The 15,409-nt window shown below is 74.1% G+C and carries 14 protein-coding genes; 5 read left to right on the forward strand and 9 right to left on the reverse strand.

Annotated features, from left to right (window positions below; translation table 11 throughout):
- Positions 1-32 precede the first annotated feature (32 nt).
- Both AB0H83_RS10370 and sthA read right to left on the reverse strand, forming a co-directional pair.
- Positions 33-1,508, reverse strand: a complete 1,476-nt coding sequence (locus AB0H83_RS10370) for an NTF2-like N-terminal transpeptidase domain-containing protein (RefSeq protein ID WP_360090117.1) — start codon at positions 1,506-1,508, stop codon at positions 33-35.
- Between the two features lie 118 nt (positions 1,509-1,626).
- Positions 1,627-3,030: a Si-specific NAD(P)(+) transhydrogenase gene (sthA, locus tag AB0H83_RS10375; protein WP_360090120.1), complete on the reverse strand. Its 1,404-nt coding sequence runs from the start codon at positions 3,028-3,030 to the stop codon at positions 1,627-1,629.
- Between the two features lie 61 nt (positions 3,031-3,091).
- On the opposite strand from sthA, the gene AB0H83_RS10380 reads away from it, so the two are divergent.
- Complete coding sequence (locus AB0H83_RS10380) at positions 3,092-3,628, forward strand: type II toxin-antitoxin system PemK/MazF family toxin (RefSeq protein ID WP_360090123.1); 537 nt, start codon at positions 3,092-3,094, stop codon at positions 3,626-3,628.
- A 120-nt stretch (positions 3,629-3,748) separates the two neighbouring features.
- Here the strand turns inward: AB0H83_RS10380 and AB0H83_RS10385 are convergent, their stop codons facing one another.
- The 4 genes from AB0H83_RS10385 to AB0H83_RS10400 form a co-directional block, all read right to left on the reverse strand.
- Positions 3,749-4,489 carry a hypothetical protein gene (locus tag AB0H83_RS10385; RefSeq protein WP_360090126.1) on the reverse strand — a complete coding sequence of 247 codons (741 nt, stop codon included), beginning with the start codon at positions 4,487-4,489 and terminating at the stop codon, positions 3,749-3,751.
- 41 nt (positions 4,490-4,530) lie between these two features.
- Positions 4,531-5,187, reverse strand: coding sequence for a hypothetical protein (locus AB0H83_RS10390; protein ID WP_360090129.1), 657 nt, complete (start codon positions 5,185-5,187; stop codon positions 4,531-4,533).
- Between the two features lie 70 nt (positions 5,188-5,257).
- Positions 5,258-6,088, reverse strand: coding sequence for a hypothetical protein (locus AB0H83_RS10395; RefSeq protein ID WP_360090132.1), 831 nt, complete (start codon positions 6,086-6,088; stop codon positions 5,258-5,260).
- Positions 6,088-6,687, reverse strand: coding sequence for an RNA polymerase sigma factor (locus tag AB0H83_RS10400; RefSeq protein ID WP_360090135.1), 600 nt, complete (start codon positions 6,685-6,687; stop codon positions 6,088-6,090). Before AB0H83_RS10400 ends, AB0H83_RS10395 begins: the two co-directional genes overlap by 1 nt.
- A 116-nt stretch (positions 6,688-6,803) precedes the next feature.
- Here AB0H83_RS10400 and AB0H83_RS10405 point away from each other — a divergent pair, with 116 nt between their 5' ends.
- A complete protein-coding gene (locus AB0H83_RS10405; RefSeq protein WP_360090138.1) occupies positions 6,804-7,154 on the forward strand; it encodes an STAS domain-containing protein in 351 nt (116 codons plus the stop codon).
- 97 nt (positions 7,155-7,251) lie between these two features.
- On the opposite strand, the gene AB0H83_RS10410 is transcribed toward AB0H83_RS10405, so the two are convergent.
- Both AB0H83_RS10410 and AB0H83_RS10415 read right to left on the reverse strand, forming a co-directional pair.
- Positions 7,252-7,911 (reverse strand): DUF3159 domain-containing protein, encoded by a 660-nt coding sequence (locus AB0H83_RS10410; RefSeq protein WP_360090141.1) that lies wholly within the window; start codon positions 7,909-7,911, stop codon positions 7,252-7,254.
- Between the two features lie 211 nt (positions 7,912-8,122).
- Complete coding sequence (locus tag AB0H83_RS10415) at positions 8,123-9,331, reverse strand: aromatic acid exporter family protein (protein WP_360090144.1); 1,209 nt, start codon at positions 9,329-9,331, stop codon at positions 8,123-8,125.
- Between the two features lie 39 nt (positions 9,332-9,370).
- On the opposite strand from AB0H83_RS10415, the gene AB0H83_RS10420 reads away from it, so the two are divergent.
- Both AB0H83_RS10420 and AB0H83_RS10425 read left to right on the forward strand, forming a co-directional pair.
- Positions 9,371-10,102, forward strand: coding sequence for a tyrosine-protein phosphatase (locus tag AB0H83_RS10420; protein WP_360090147.1), 732 nt, complete (start codon positions 9,371-9,373; stop codon positions 10,100-10,102).
- 88 nt (positions 10,103-10,190) lie between these two features.
- Entirely contained in the window at positions 10,191-11,672 is a 1,482-nt protein-coding gene (locus tag AB0H83_RS10425; RefSeq protein ID WP_360090150.1) for a DUF2252 domain-containing protein, read from the forward strand.
- A 546-nt stretch (positions 11,673-12,218) separates the two neighbouring features.
- On the opposite strand, the gene AB0H83_RS10430 is transcribed toward AB0H83_RS10425, so the two are convergent.
- On the reverse strand, positions 12,219-14,117 hold the full coding sequence (locus AB0H83_RS10430) for a transposase (RefSeq protein ID WP_360090153.1): 1,899 nt from the start codon (positions 14,115-14,117) through the stop codon (positions 12,219-12,221).
- Between the two features lie 397 nt (positions 14,118-14,514).
- Between AB0H83_RS10430 and AB0H83_RS10435 the strand changes: the two genes are divergently transcribed.
- Positions 14,515-15,408: a septum formation family protein gene (locus tag AB0H83_RS10435; protein ID WP_360090156.1), complete on the forward strand. Its 894-nt coding sequence runs from the start codon at positions 14,515-14,517 to the stop codon at positions 15,406-15,408.
- Position 15,409: the final 1 nt, after the last annotated feature.

The following is a 15,409-nucleotide window of genomic DNA, read 5'->3' on the forward strand; positions in this document are numbered from 1 at the left end:
CCGCGTGACTCGCCCCGCCCGGGGGCGGGAGGTCAGCCCTGCAGCGAGCGGGCGAACGCGTCGGCGATCGGGCCGGTGACGTCCTGCCCGGCGCCCTCGACGTACACGCAGAACGCGACGTCACCCTGCACCCGCACCGACATGCCCGGCACCGTCAGCGGGCCGGTGACCGCCGGGCCGTCCGCGGCCGGCGGCCCCGGCGACGGCTCCGTGACCAGCACCGGCTGGCGCCAGTGGCCCCTGGCGACGGCAGCGGCGGCGGCCGCGTACACCAGCGGCGGGCCGGTCACGCCGGACGCGGTGACCCGGCCGGTGAACATGTCCGCGCCGAGCTTCCAGGGCGCGCCGAACCCGGCGGCGGCGCCGTCGACGCCGATCGGCGGGCTGGTCACCTCGGCGAGGAACGCGAGGTTGTACCCGGCGGCGTCGGGGCCGTTCGCGGCGGCGAGGACGGCGCCGTCGCTGACCCGGACCGCGACCAGCGCCGAGCGGTTCGCGGTGCCCGCCAGGGCGGTCTCGGCCGCCTGCTGCGTCCTCACCTCGACCGTGGTGCGCACCCGCGCCCCGTCGACCGCGGGTGCGGTGTACAGCACCTTGTCCTTGGCCACCACCTCGAGCCGCGGCGTGCCGCGCAGCGCGGTGTCGTACCGGCGCTGCAGCCCGGTGAGGCCGGTGACGTCGCCGGCCCGCAGGGTCCCGCCGCTGGCGTCGATGAGCTCCTTCGTCGCCGGCCCGGACGTGCCGAGCAGCGCCCGGCCGAACGTGCGGGTCAGCGGCAGCGGCAGCGTCCCCGGCTTCGTGGCGACCCCGTCGGTGGCGGCGAGGTCGCGCTCGATCTCGGTGTAGTCGCTCTTGCGCAGGGTGACCAGGTCGACGAACGCGTCGGGCTTGGCCGCCCGGATCCGGCCCGGCAGCGCCGACACGTCCACCGACACCCGCACCGAGCGGAACACCAGGTCGAGCCGCTGCACCAGGGCGTCGACGTCGCGCACCAGGCGGGGCTCGACCCCCACGTACACGACGGGGACCTCCGACACGATCGGCGTGCCGTCGGCGGCCAGGACCACCCCGCGCGTCGCGGGCGCGGACCGCAGCGCCATCCGCGCGCCGTCGGGCAGGTCCGGGTGCACGACCGCGGGGCCCAGGTAGACCGCCCAGCGCCCGTCGATCCTGCGGGCCTCCAGGGTCGTCTCGTACGCCCAGTGCCGCCCGTCCGGCAGCGTCCAGTCGACCCCCGCGGTGGCCCTGGCGTCGTTGTTGCGCACGGTCACCGCGCCGTGCCGGGCCACCACGGGCCGCCGGGCGGCGAGGTCGCCCTCGGTGTCGGCGAGCAGCCGCCGGGCCTCGCCGGCGCTCAGCGGCTGCCCGCCGGGCGTGCGCAGCTCGACGCCGGTGAAGTCGGCGCGCTGCCAGCCGGTGACGAACGCCGCGAACGGGTCCTCGGCGGGCTCGCCGCCGGTGCACCCGGCGGTCGCCAGCAGCAGGGCGGCGACCAGCGCCGGTCTCACATGTCGCAGCATCCGTGCCATCCCCCGGTGTCCAGTGCCTTCCTGAGGAACCGTATCGCCGGGGTCCGGGGTTGTTCCCGGCGGCTGTGGCGCGCGCCACAGCCGCCGGCGGTGCAGGTCAGGCGGTCAGGCGGGACACCGAGCGCATCTTGTTCATCGCGTCGAGGGCGGCCACCTTGTACGACTCGGCGAGCGTCGGGTAGTTGAAGACCGCGTCGACGAGGTAGTCCACGGTGCCGCCGCAGCCCATCACGGTCTGTCCGATGTGGACGAGCTCGGTGGCGCCGGTGCCGAAGACGTGCACGCCGAGGATGCTGCGGTCCTCCGGCGACACGATGATCTTCAGCATGCCGTACAAGTCGCCGATGATCTGGCCGCGGGCCAGCTCCCGGTACCGGGAGATGCCGACCTCGAACGGGATGTTGCTGTCGGTCAGGTCGTCCTCGGTGCGGCCCACGAAACTGATCTCGGGGATGGTGTAGATCCCGATCGGCTGCAGCAGCTGCATGCCGCGCACCGGCTCGTCGCAGGCGTGGTGGGCGGCGAGGCGGCCCTGCTCCATGGACGTGGACGCCAGCGCCGGGAAGCCGATGATGTCACCGACGGCGTAGATGTGTGGCACCTCGGTCCGGAAGTGCTCGTCGACCTTGATCCGGCCGCGCTTGTCGGCCTCCAGGCCGGCCTTGTCCAGGCTCAGCTGGTCGGCGGCGCCCTGCCGGCCGGCGGAGTACATGACGGCGTCCGCGGCGATGCGCTTGCCGCTGGCCAGCACGGCGACGGCGGTGCGGCCGTGCCGCTCGACGGAGGCCACGGACTCGCGGAAGCGGAACGAGACCGACAGGTCACGCAGGTGGTACTTGAGCGCCTCGACGATCTCCAGGTCGCAGAAGTCGAGCATCCGGTCGCGGCGCTCCACGACGGTGACCTTGCTGCCGAGGGCGGCGAACATCGAGGCGTACTCGATGCCGATCACGCCGGCGCCGACGACGACCATCGAGGCCGGGATCTTGTCGATGTTGAGGATGCCGTCGGAGTCGATGATCGTCGTGTCGTCGAAGTCGACACTGTCGGGGCGGGCCGGGCGGGTGCCGGCCGCGAGAATGATCTTCTCGGCGGACACCAGCGACGAGCGGCCGTGCTCGTCGTCGATGGACAGGGTGTGCGGGTCGACGAACCGGCCCGTGCCCTGCAGCAGCTTCACCCGGTTGCGGGCCAGCTGGCTGCGGATGACCTCGATCTCCCGGCCGATCACGTGCTGGGTGCGCGCGCCCAGGTCGCCGACGGTGATGTCGTCCTTGACGCGGTAGCTCTGCCCGTACATCTCCCGCTGGCTGAGACCGGTGAGGTAGAGCACTGCCTCACGCAGGGTCTTGCTCGGGATGGTGCCCGTGTTGATACAGACACCGCCGATCATGTTGCGCCGCTCGACGACGGCGACGCGGCGGTCGAGCTTCGCGGCCGCGATCGCCGCCTTCTGCCCGCCGGGGCCGGAACCGAGCACGAGCACATCGAAGTCGTACATGAACCACAGTGTCCAGTGCCGGATCAAGCCCGTCCAGATGATCGGGACTATGGTCGTGCGCGTGAAACGACTTCTTCAGGGTCTGGCAACGCGGCTCGGCGTCCGCCGGGCACCCGCGCAACCGCAGTCACCGCAGCCGGCCCCGCCGCCGGCCGGCGCGCAGCCGCGTCCCCAGCCACCGCAGCAGCGGGCGACGCTGCACAAGCCCGGCCCGCCGCCGAAGCACGTCAGCGACAAGCTGCTGCAGTACGCCCCGCAGCTGGACGGCTCCGCCGACCCCGGCGAGGTCGTGTGGACCTGGGTGCCGTACGAGGACGACCCGGACCAGGGCAAGGACCGGCCGGTCCTCGTCGTCGGGCGCAAGGGCACGTCGCTGGTCGGGCTGATGCTGTCCAGCCAGAGCGAGCGCGACGGGCAGCGCAACTGGTTCGCCCTCGGTCCCGGATCGTGGGACCGAGACCAGCGGCCCAGCTGGGTCCGGCTCGACCGGGTCCTGACGGTGGAGGAGCACGGCATCCGGCGCGAGGGCGCGGTGCTGGACCGGGCGCGGTTCGACCGCGTCGCCGAGCGGCTGCGCAGCGCGTACGGCTGGGACTGACCGCGGCACGCACCGGCCGCCCCGACCCGGCGGCCGGTCACCGCGGCCGGCGACCGATCCCGGCGGCCGGTCACCGCAGCCGGCGACCGATCCCGGCGGCCGGCCGCGGCCGGCCGCCGGTCACCGCGGCAGTGGCGCCCTGCCCAGGCCCTTGACGCTGGCGCGCAGCGTGTCGTGCCGGCCGGCCGGGTCGTCGGGCTCGACCAGCAGGCACAGCCCGCGCTCGCCCTCGAACCAGCGCACCTGCAGGTCGCCGCGCTGCGAGAGCTCGTCCACGGTGAGCGACAGGTACCCGGCGGCCGCGGCGGGACAGTCCGCCTCCTGGTCGGCGCCCTCGGGCAGCAGGCCGGCCGCCTCGGCGGCGTGGTGCTCGTCGCAGCCGCCGTACCGCAGCGTGTCCCTGTCCTCGAGATCGGTGAGCAGGCAGGTGACCGCGAGCCGGCCGTCGCGCATGCCGTCCTTCAGGGTCGCGGTGCTGCCGATCGTCGTGCCGGCCGTGTCCGAGGTCTCCGCCAGCGCGCAGAACAGCCCGCCCCGCATCCGGTCGGTGGCGCTCAGCAGCGCGTACACGACACGGGAGGCGCGCCAGGAGCCGCCCAGGAACGCGTCGGCCTTCTCCTGGCACCGGCGCTCGGCGGCGTCGGCGCGCAGCAGCGAGATGACCTCCCAGTCATGCGGCTGCCCGCAGTCGGCGGGGGTCAGCCGACGGCCGGACTCGGGGATGCCCGGGATGGACAGCACCGCCGAGTAGCAGCCCAGACCGCTCTCGCCCGAGCCGGACGAGCGCGACATGCTGTGCCACAGCAGGGCACCGGCGAGCACGACCAGCCCGGCGATGTAGATCATGACTTTGCGGGGCATGACCGCGGACCGTAGCAGAAACGATCACCGCGGGCGGTCCCTCACGGCTGGGGCTGGAACACCGGCAGCATCCTGGCCAGCTCCTCGCGCATCAGCGCGGCCGCCTCGTCGAAGGTCTCCACGACGGTGGCGGTCTCGCCGGTACCCTCGCTGCCGGCGAAACGCCACGAACCGTCGGTCGCCGAGGCGAGGGTCGCCCGGGACGGGGTGGTGCCGCGGGCCACGTCCTGCGCGGTCGAGGCGTTGAACGTGGCGACGGCCGGGCGGTGCCGGTGCAGGAACCGGTCGGCGATCGCCAGCAGCGGCTCCCGCACGTCGACGTCGGCGCCGATCGGGGTGATGTCGTAGCAGCGGTACGCCCGCGCCGCGACCAGGAACCGGGTCATCTCCGCCTCGAACAGCAGCGCCCCGTCGGCGTGGTCCTCCGCGGTGAGCCCGACCTGGACGAACGCGCGGGGCCGGTGCAGCCCGGCGGCGACCGCGGCGACCGCCGGCGCCATCTCCAGCTTCTGCCCGTCGACGGGCGCGGCGAGGTGGCGCAGCAGCAGCGACCCGAGGCCTGCGCTGAGCACCGCGTCGGTGCGGTCGGCGTCGGTGAGCCCGAGCAGCCGCGGCGCCTCCCCCGCTGGTCCCCCGCTGGCCAGCAGGAACGACAGTTCGGCCGCGGTCATGCTGAGCTGTTCGGTGGTCCCGTCCATGGCGTCCATCCCGTCGCGCGTCGTCCGTCGTCGTGGTGCTCAACGCCGGGCGCGCGCTCACGTCACGCGTTCAGGGGCGGCTCGCCTTTTTCGACTTGGTACCCGACGGCGGCCCCTGCTGCGCGGGCGCGGATCCGGTGGGGGTCAGCCCGCAGAACCCCTCGATCCGGTCCGCCCCGCCCGCGGCGGCGGTGAGGGCCCGCAGATCTTCCGGGTCCATCGGCTTGCGGCGCGGGTCGTCGCGGGTCTTCTCCCACTCCTTGCACAGGCGTTTCACGTCCACGGCGGCGGCGGTGATGGTGGTGGTGGTAGGGGCGGGGGCCGGGGTGACCGCCGGCGGCTGCACCGGCGGCGAAGTCGGCGACCCGGCGCGTCCCGTCCGCCCCGGTCCGGGCTTCTTCTGGTCCTTCTGGTCGTCGCCGGGCTGCGGGACCTGGTCGATCCAGTCGTGCGCGGCCTGCTGCAGCGGCGCGGGCAGCCGGCCGGCGCCCGCGGCGACCCCGGTGCCGGCGACGACGCCGACGGTGAGGGCGGCGGCGAGCAGCCCCGCCCGGGCCCGGGCCGGGCGCGACCGCCGCGGCCGCCCGCCGGGGCCCCCGGCTGCGCCGGTGCCGGCATCAGCGCCGGCCCGGGCGCCCGGCCGGGCCTCAGCCTGGGCGTCCGTCCCGGCCTTGGCGTTCGTCCCGGCCTGGGCGTTCGTCCCGGCCTGGGCGGTGAACTCGGCGATGTACGCCTGGCGGAACGCGGCGACCGCCTCCCGCTCCCCGGCCAGTTCGCCCGGGCGGGCCGGACCGGCCGCCGCGCGCAGCAGGGCGGCCACCGGCGAGTCGCCGGCGCGGCCGTCGAGCAGCGCCTGCGCCTGCGCCCTGGCCTGGGCGCGGCGCCGCCACCAGGCGCGCATCAGGCACCTTCCAGGTGCGGATGTGGCAGGTCGGCGCCGGTCGCGCCGACCGGGACCCGGCGGGAACGCACCTGCGGGTGCGCGGCGAGGCGGCGCAGCCCCCGCATCGCGGCGATCCGGACCGCGCCGGGGCGCTTGCCGAGGACCTCGGCGGTGCCGGCGACGTCGAGGCCCGCCACGACCCGCAGCAGCACCGCTTCGGCCTGGTCGGGTGGCAGCTCGCCGATGAGCCGCAGCGCCCACTCGGTGCCGGCGTGCTCGATGACCTCCGCGGCGGCGTCCGGCGCGGGCCGGCCGGGCTCGATCTGGTCGCGGCTCTCCTCCCGGCGGCGCCACGCCCGCCGTCCGTCGTCGATCGCGCGGTGCCGGGCGACGCGGAACAGCCACACCCGGAACGCCGTCGCGTCCCCGGCGAAGCGGGGCAGGTCGCGCACCACCTGGAACCACGTCTCGGAGGCGACATCCTCCGCCGCGTCGCCGCACACGGCGTGCAGGTACCGTAGGAGCGCCGGCTGGAGGGCCCGCCACAGCACGGCGAAACCGGTCTCGTCACCGCCGGCCGCGGCCCGCAACGGCGCGGCGAGGTCGGCGTCATCCACCGGCGTCACCGTCCGGGTGTAACGCGCCGTGAGCGCGGTCCGCCCCTTCGGGGACGAGCACCATCCGCACGGCACCGAAGGGGACCACCATTGACGCACCGACTGCAGGAGCGGACATGACCGACGCCATCGCGACCGGGACGGTCGACGGCTGTGTCGTGGTCACGCCCACCGGCGCACTTGACGTCGCCACGTCGCCCGCGCTGCACACGTGGGTGCACCGCTGCCTGGACGAGGGCGCGACGCTGCTGGTGCTGGACCTGTCGGAGGTGGAGTTCATCGACTCCACAGCATTGCGGGTCCTCGTGTCCGTGCACAAGCGGCTGCGGGAAACCGAATCGGGTGGTTTCGCCGTGGTGTGCCCGCATGCCCGGATCCGCCGGATCTTCGACCTGACGGCGCTGGACCGGGTCCTCACCCTGACCGACACCGTCGACGAGGCCGTCATCGCCCTCAAGGCATCCTGACCAGGCCTGGCCCGCTCAGGCCGCCCGGGGCACAACGGGCCGCCCTGGGCCGCACCGTCTCCGGCGGTGCGCCGACCGGAGCCGGCGCGCTCGGCGGTCACTGGCCGCCGATCCCTGCCTCCGACGGCACGGGCCGGGGGTGGCGGATGCCCGGGTGGCCCGGTGGCAGGCTGCGGCGCAGCACCCACCAGCTCGCCGCCAGACACGCCGCGACCAGCGGCCAGGTCAGCACCACCTGCGCGGTGGCGAGCCACACCACCTGCCCCGCCCACCACAGCGGCACGAAGACCAGCAGGCGGATGAGGTACTGCACGACCCAGACCCAGCTCGCCGCCTGGTACGCCCGCAGCAGCCCCGGATCCCGGCGCCACCTGGTCTTCTGGCCCAGCACGGTGCCGGCGATCAGCCCGAGGAACGGCCACCGCACCAGGACGCTGCCCGCCCAGGCGAGCGCGCTCGCGGCGTTGGTCAGCAGCCGCACCAGGAAGAAGTCCTCGGCCCGGCCGGTGCGCAGCGCGACGATCGCGCCGAGGCACACCAGCAGCAGGCTGACCACGGTCGCGGCCGGTGCCCTGCCCTGCCGCAGCCGCCACACCGCGACGGCCGCGCCGGTGAGCACCGCGATCCCGGCGCCGAGCGCGATCGACCGGCCGCCGGCGAGCCACCCCGCGGCGAACCCGGCGACGGGCAGGACGCTGTCGAGCGCGGCCCGGCGCCCGCCGAGCAGGTCGGCGAGTGACTCGTCCCTGTTGCGCACGTCCACGCCCTCCAGCAACCGTCCGCGCCCACCGGACCAGGGCGACCCGGCACCCTGCCACGACCCGGTAGCCCAGGTTAGCCTGCCCTACCGCACCCCGCGCGACCCGGCGGACCGGCGCCGTGCCGCGGGCTGCTACCGCGCCACGGGCCGCGACCGCGCCGCAGGTCGAGCCGGGCCGGGACCGTGCCGCGGGCAAGCCGCCGGCGGGTCACGACCGGGGCAGGGTGTCCGGGTCGATCAGGGCCTCGGCGTCCTCGCCGACGATGTCCTGGCGCAGCTGGTCGAGCCGGCCCAGCAGGCTGACGGAGTCCAGGACTGCGACCGCGCTCGGGAACACCGTGTGGGCCCGCTCGGCGGCGGCGATCAGTGCCTCCCGCAGCACCGCGTCGTCGAGCTCGGTGCCGTCGAGCCGGTCGCTGAGCAGCGCCGCCAGGGCCCGCAGCAGCGCGGCGAGGGCCGCCCGGTCCAGCACCGGCGGCTGCCCCGGCCGGTCGTACAGCCGATCGGTGGCCAGCGACACGGACCGGATCTGCAGCGTGACCCGGACCAGGAACACCTGGTCGTCGCGCAGGGCCGCGACCTGCTCCCGGTGCCGGCCGGCCGTGACGTTGAGCCGGACCGTCTCCTCGACCCCGGCGATCTCGGCGGCGGCGGCCGCGCTGAGGTTGGTCAGCTCCCGTGCCTCGGCGACCCAGTCGTGCCGCTGCGCCTGCGTCGCCATGGGCGGCTCCCCGCCGCGGTGGTCGAGCTCGTCGGCGATGTCCAGCAGGGTCGTCACGCACGCCGCCGCCCACGTCCGCAGCGCGTCGCCGGCGTGCCGCAGCCGGGGGCGCTCCGGCACGACCACGGCGACGAGCAGCCCGACGACGCTGCCGATGGCGACGTCGGCGAAGCGCCACTGGCCGTACCCCTTGGCGACCGGGGCGATCACCAGCACCGCCACCATCGCGATGGTCACCTGGTTGCGGGCCAGCGACGTGTTGGTGACCTGCCGCGCGACGGCCAGCGCGGCGAACGCGCCGAGCGCCAGGGACCACCAGGTGAGCCCGAGCAGCCGCACCCAGCCGACGGCCAGGGCCGTGCCGATCAGGTTTGCGAACAGCAGCTGCAGGCCGGTGGCGATCGAGCCGTACACGCTGGCCTGCAGCGTCAGGATGGCCACGATCGGCGCGAACAGCACCGCGACGTTGTCCCCGAGCTGCCGCGCCAGGGTCCATGCCAGGGTCGCCGCGACCGTGGTCTTGACGACGGTCAGCCAGCTCGGCCGGCTCTTGGGCACGCTCGTCAGCAGCGCCCCGAGCGGCTCCGTGACCAGCGCCCCGGGTCTGGCCAGGGACTGCGGCAGCGGCTTGCGCCACGGCTTCGTCCAGCGTGCCGCCGGCGGCTTCGGGCTGGGCTCGGACGGGGCAGGATCCACGTCCGCCAACGCTACTGCGACACCCGGTAGGGTCGCAGCGTGCGCAGCTACGACCACCCGAACCTGTTCAACTTCCGCGACCTCGGCGGCTACCGGGGGCGCGGCGGCCGCACGGTGCGCTGGCGGCGGCTGTTCCGCTCCGACTCGCTGAGCCGCATCGACCCGGCCGACGCGGCGTCGTTCACCGCGCTCGGCGTGCGCACCGTCATCGACCTGCGCCGCCCCCGGGAGGTCGCCCGCGACGGGCGGGTGCCCGAGTTCGCCGGGCTCAGCTACCACCACCTGCACCCCGAGCACGCCGAGTGGGAGGACGCCACCGACCACGACGAGCCCAGCGACGCGCGCTGGTTGGCCAACCGCTACCTGGACATCGCCGGCTCGGGTGCCGCCGCGGTGGTCGCCGCGGTCGGGGTCATCGCCGAGGCCGACAACGCGCCGCTCGTCGTGCACTGCGTCGCCGGCAAGGACCGCACCGGGGTCGTGGCCGCCCTCACGCTCGCCGCGCTCGGCGTCGCCGAGGAGGACATCGCCGAGGACTACGCGCTGACGGCCACGGCGACCGGCCGCGCCATGGAGCACCTGCGCCGCAGCAACCCGCACCTGGCGACGATGCCGGAGCGGTACCTGGTGTGCCCCGCCGAGGCGATGCTGCTGTTCCTGCGCGACCTGGACCGCCGGCACGGCTCCGTCCGCGGCTACCTGCTGGAGCACGGCCTGACCGGCGCGCACCTGGAGGCGCTGGACGCGCACCTGCTGGAGGATCCTGCGTGAGGGTGGGCACCTGACCAGGCTCGCCGCCCGGGGACGTGGCCTGTATCCGACACCTGCGTGAGGGTCTCCGGCCGTTACCGTGAGGAGCATGATCGGCTCCACCGGATCGCCGGCACCGCTCGACTCCGCGGCGCCTGACATCGCCTTCGCCACCGCCCCGGCCGCGCTCTCGGGCCGCGCCGTCGGGCCGGCGGTGCCCGACGTGGTCCGGGCCACCGGGTGGTCGGCGCCCGAGGCGCTGCGCTCCGAGGGGGCCCGGCGCCGCGCCGCTACGCCTGTCAAGGCGCTGACCGAGCTGCGCCCCGCCGCCGGCCGCGACCCGGTCGCCGTCACCGCCGCGTCCAACGCCGAGCGCGTCGCGGAGCTCGTACCGATCCGCATCGGCCGCATGATCAGCTCGCCCTTCGCGTTCCTGCGCGGCTCCGCCGCCGTGATGGCCGCCGACCTCGCCGCCGTCACCGCCGGCACCGGCCTGCACGGCCACATCTGCGGCGACGCGCACGCCGCCAACTTCGGCTTCTACGCCTCCCCGGAACGCCGCCTCGTCATGGACGTCAACGACTTCGACGAGACCGTCGTCGGCCCCTGGGACTGGGACCTCAAACGCCTCGTCGCCAGCATCGTCAGCGCCGGCCGCGAGGCGGGCCTGCCCGGCGACGAGTGCCGCGACGCCGCCCGCGACTGCGCCACCGGGTACCGCACCGCCCTCGCCGAGCTCGCCGGCATGCCGTTGCTGGACGCGTACTACCTCACCACCGACCACTCCACGCTGGAACACTTCGGCATCGGCGACCTCGCCGACACCTTCGACCGGGTCCGCAAGAAGGCGAAGAAGAACACCAGCCGCCGCCTGGCGCAGAAGTTCACGCAGCGCCTCGACCACGACGCGTGGCACTTCACCCCGGACCCGCCGGTCCTGATCCCGCTGGGGTCGGCCGACGCGTACCCGGTCATCGAGTCCCTCGACGGCTACGCCGCCACCCTCGACGAGGAGATCCGCGCCCTGTTCGGCCGCTACGCCGTCGTCGACGTGGCGCACCGCATCGTCGGCCTGGGCAGCGTCGGCTACCGCTCGTACGTCGTGCTCCTGCACGGCAACGGCGACGAGGCCCTCGTCCTGCAGGTCAAGCAGGCCCGCGCCTCCGCCCTCGCCCCGTTCCTGCCGCCGGCTCCCGACCAGCACGCCGGCGAACGCGTCGTGCGCGGCCAGCGCTGGATGCAGACGGTCAGCGACGTCCTGCTCGGCTGGACCAGCATCGACGGCCTGCCGTACCTGGTCCGCCAGTTCCGCGACATGAAGGGCAGCATCGACCCGACCACGCTGCGCGCCGGGCAGCTCGACGACTACGCCCGCGTCTGCGGCGTCGTCCTGGCCCGCGCCCACGCCCAGTCCATCGACCCCCGCATCCTGTCCGGCTACTGCGGCGCCCCCGGCACCGCCGACGGCGAGGAGTTCGACGCGGCGTTCGCCACGTTCGCGGTCGCCTACGCCGACCAGACCGAGGCCGACCACGCCGCCCTGGTGGCCGCCGTCGCGGCCGGCACCCTGCCCGCGACGACCGGCATCTGAGCAGTTACTAGCTTCGGCGCGGCTGCCGCCGCGGGCCGGCCGAGGGGTTCCCACCCCGGAGCCCCCCATGCTCGCTGGCGCTCGCACTGCCTGCGCTGCGCGCGGCAGCCTCACGCGCGTGCGCGCGGCATCGCCGGTGGTCGCCGCCCACCCGGCCGGATCACCGTGGTGATCGAAGGCGCGGGGTGGTCGCCAGGACGACCACGACACGACTTCGATCAACCAGGCAAGATCACCAGCGAGCCGGTCGCGGCGGATGCGCTCGCACTGCCTGCGCCAGCGCACGGCAGCCTCACGCGCGCGCAGCATCCGGAGGCCGCCACCCCGCTCACCGAACCACCATGATGATCCAAGTCGCGTCTTGGCCATCCGGGGACGGCCACGGGGCGACTTGGATCACGAGATCCTTGATCAAAGGCGCGGAGTGGTCGCCCGGGAGCCTGTCGCAGGATTGGTGTGGCGGTGGGTGGGTGTGGTGATGGTTTGAAAGGGCGGTGGGGGTTCAGCGTTCTGCGCTGGACCGTCACCGTCCTTTGTCTTGTGGTGTTAGGTCTGGGTGGTGAGGTGGGTGTGGAGGCGGAGGAGGTTGGTGACGGCGGCGGCGAGGTGGAGTTCGGCGTTGGCGGCGGTGAGGCCGCGCATGCTGTGGCGGCGTAGGCCGCGTCGGTCTTGGAGGTGGGCGTTGACGGGTTCGACGGTGGCGCCGCGTTTGCGGTAGAGGGCGCGGGTTTCGGGGTTGGTGAGGCGCCAGGCCATGTGGTCGCGGGGTGTGGCGGTGTCGGGTGGTGGTTGGGTGGGTGGGGTGGTGCCGGCGGTGTGGCGGCGGTCGCCTTGGGCGATGAGCCGGTCGGGGCCGGGTAGTTGCAGGTTGGCGTCGCTGTTGTAGCCGTTGTCGAACAGCAGGGTGCCGATGCGCAGGTCGGGGTTGCGGGTGGTGTTGCGCAGGACGGCGGCGCCGGTTTCGGCCTTGGCGATCATGGTTTCGGCTTGTTCGGCGTCGTTGGGGTCCTGGCAGGTGTGCACGGCCAGGACGAGGTGGTCGGCGGTGACGGCGTTCTGGCTGTTGTAGCCGGCGGTGTAGGCGCCGTCGTGGCGGAGCATGAGGCGGCAGTCGGGGTCGGTGGTGTTGATGGAGCGGGTGGCGTGGGTGGTGGTGGTGACGGCTCGGTCGAGGCGGGCCTGCGCGGCGTTGACCCGGGCGGTGGCGCGGCGGACGCGGTTGTGTTGCTCGGTTGGCACGGGTCGTGGCCCGGGCTGGCCCTTGCCGCCGGCGTCGATCAGTGCCTGGTGCCGCTGCTGCCAGGCGGTGTGTGCGGTGTTGAGCTGTTCGATGGTGCGGGTGAGCGCGGTCAGGGCCTGGTGCAGGCGGGCCCGGAGCGGGGCCAGGATCGGCTCTGCCGCGGCTGCCTGCCGGGCCAGCAGCGCGTCGTAGCATTCCAGGGTCCGGCGCAACGCTCGGACCGCCCGCAACCGGCGTCCCCGCCGGTCCGGGTCCGGATCCGTCCGTGCCAGCCCGGCCAGCCGCGCCAGTTCCACCGCCCGCGCCCCCTCCACCTGCACCGGCTCCACCGGCTCCACCGGTTCGGCTGCCCGGCCGGTGACCGCCTCGACCGGCTCGACCGCCGCGGCTGGTTCGGCCGGCTCGACCGCCGCGGCTGGTTCGGCCGGCTCGGTCGCCGGTTCGGCTGGTTCGGCTGGTTCGGTGTTCTGGCCTGTGGTGGTGGGTGGCGTGTGCTGCAGCAGTTCGGTGATGCGTTGCTGTCGTTGCCGGGGCTCGCGCAGGTCGGGCGGCAGGTCGTTGCCGGAGTCCGGGCCGTGACGTTCGTCCTCGGCGGCGTCGTCGGCCTCGGCCTGCGCGACCAGCCGCCGCACCGTGCGCCGCAGTCCGTCCACGTCGCTGAACGCCGCTTTCGACGCGTTCGCAGCGGTTTTGAACCCGTCGATCGCCACATGCGCCAGCCCGCCCATCCCGGCCCGCCCGCACAGCGTCAGCACCTGCGTGAACAGGACCTCGAACGCGGCGAGATGATCGCGACGGAACCGGGCGATCGTGGCGTGGTCCGGGCGGGCCAGCCCGGACACCACCATGAACGCCACATCCTCCCGGCAGCGCCGTTCGATCTGCCGGGACGAGGTCACCCCACCCGCATACGCCCAGATCAGCAACGCCAGCAGCATGTCCGGGTGATACGGCGCCTGGCCGGCCCCACCCAACCGCGCCCGACGGTGAAACGCCGACGTGTCCATCTGCGCGACCGCGTCGATCACGAACCACACCTGATGACCGACCGGTAGCCAGTCCAGCACACTCGGGGGCAGCAGGAACTGCTGTTCCCGGTCAACCGGCTTGAACGTCTTCGCCACCCGTCTAGTATCGATCAAAATCGATACTAGACGTGACCGCCACGCCGAACCCGATTCTGCGACAGGCTCCCGGACAACCACGGCGCGACTTCGATCAACCGGGCAAGGTCACGAGCGGGCCGGGCGCGAACGCAACGGCATCGGCCACTCGCCGCCTGCTCCCTGGCGCTCGCACTGCCTGCGCTGCGCGCCGCATCACGGTGGTCACCGTCCGTTCCCTGCGTCCCGCGGCTTCGTGAGCAAAGTCGCGTTCCGGCGGGCGGGGCGGCGGGGCGGGCGGCCGGAGGGGCGTTTTCGCAGCCGGGGGGGCCATTGCCGGGCTTTGATCAGGGTGCAACGGTCGGCGGGGAGTGATCGAAGGGTCACGCTGGCCGACGGGGGCAGGGAGGCGGCAGGCGACGGAATCGTAAAGGCTCTTGTGATGGTGCACCGCTGCTGCAACACTGCCCGAGCGCTCGTTCGCGGGGGAGGCAGAGACGTGGTGCGTGACAAAGTGGTGGCCGTGCTGGCCCTGGTGATGGTGGCTGTGGCCGGGTGCAGCCGGGTGCCGGCGGGCGTCGACAAGGACCTCGTCGACGAGTGGCCGATGATGGCCGAGGCGAAGGTGCCCGAGCCCGTGGCCGGGGCGTGCTGGACCTCGTTCGCCGACGACGTGTGGGACGTGGTCGGGGTGACGGTGGCGGCGGCGCCGGTCGCGTGCGACGCGAAGCACATCATCGAGACGGTGCACGTCGGGCACTTCACCGGGGCGCAGGCCGAGGCGGACCGGCCGCCGTCGGTGGACCAGATGACCGACGCCTACGCGGCGTGCGACGCGGAGCTGACGAAGTTCCTCGGGGCGTCCTGGCAGCTCGGCCGGGCGCGGATGCTCGTGTTCCCGCCGACGACGACGCAGTGGCGCGGTGGCGCCAGGTTCTACCGGTGCGACGTCGCGTCGCTGCGCAGCATCAACGGTGACATGGAGGAGCGGACCGCGTCGCTGAAGGGCAGCCTGCAGCCCGGCGGCGACCGGCTGCTCGGGTGCGCGGTGCGCACCGGGACCGAGGACTCGTGGTCGGACATGACGCCGGCGGCCTGCACGACGCCGCACGACCTGGAGTTCCTCGGCATCGTCGGGTCGAAGTCGGCCACGGAGCCGGCGGGGGTGGACGCGTTGAAGGCTGCGTTCGGCATCCCGTGCCTGGACCAGCTGCGGGCCTACACCAAAGCCTCGGACAACACGCTGGCGAAGGCGAAGGTCCGCTACGGCTACCAGCAGATCGCCGCGGGCGTGCCGGAGTGGAGCACCGGCAACCACAACGCGTACTGCTTCGTGCTGCTGCCGAAGAAGATCACCCGGTCGCTGAAGAACAACGGGAACGCGGCGATCTGAG

Origin of the sequence: Dactylosporangium sp. NPDC050688 (assembly GCF_040654515.1) — a bacterium.
Lineage (GTDB): Bacteria > Actinomycetota > Actinomycetes > Mycobacteriales > Micromonosporaceae > Dactylosporangium.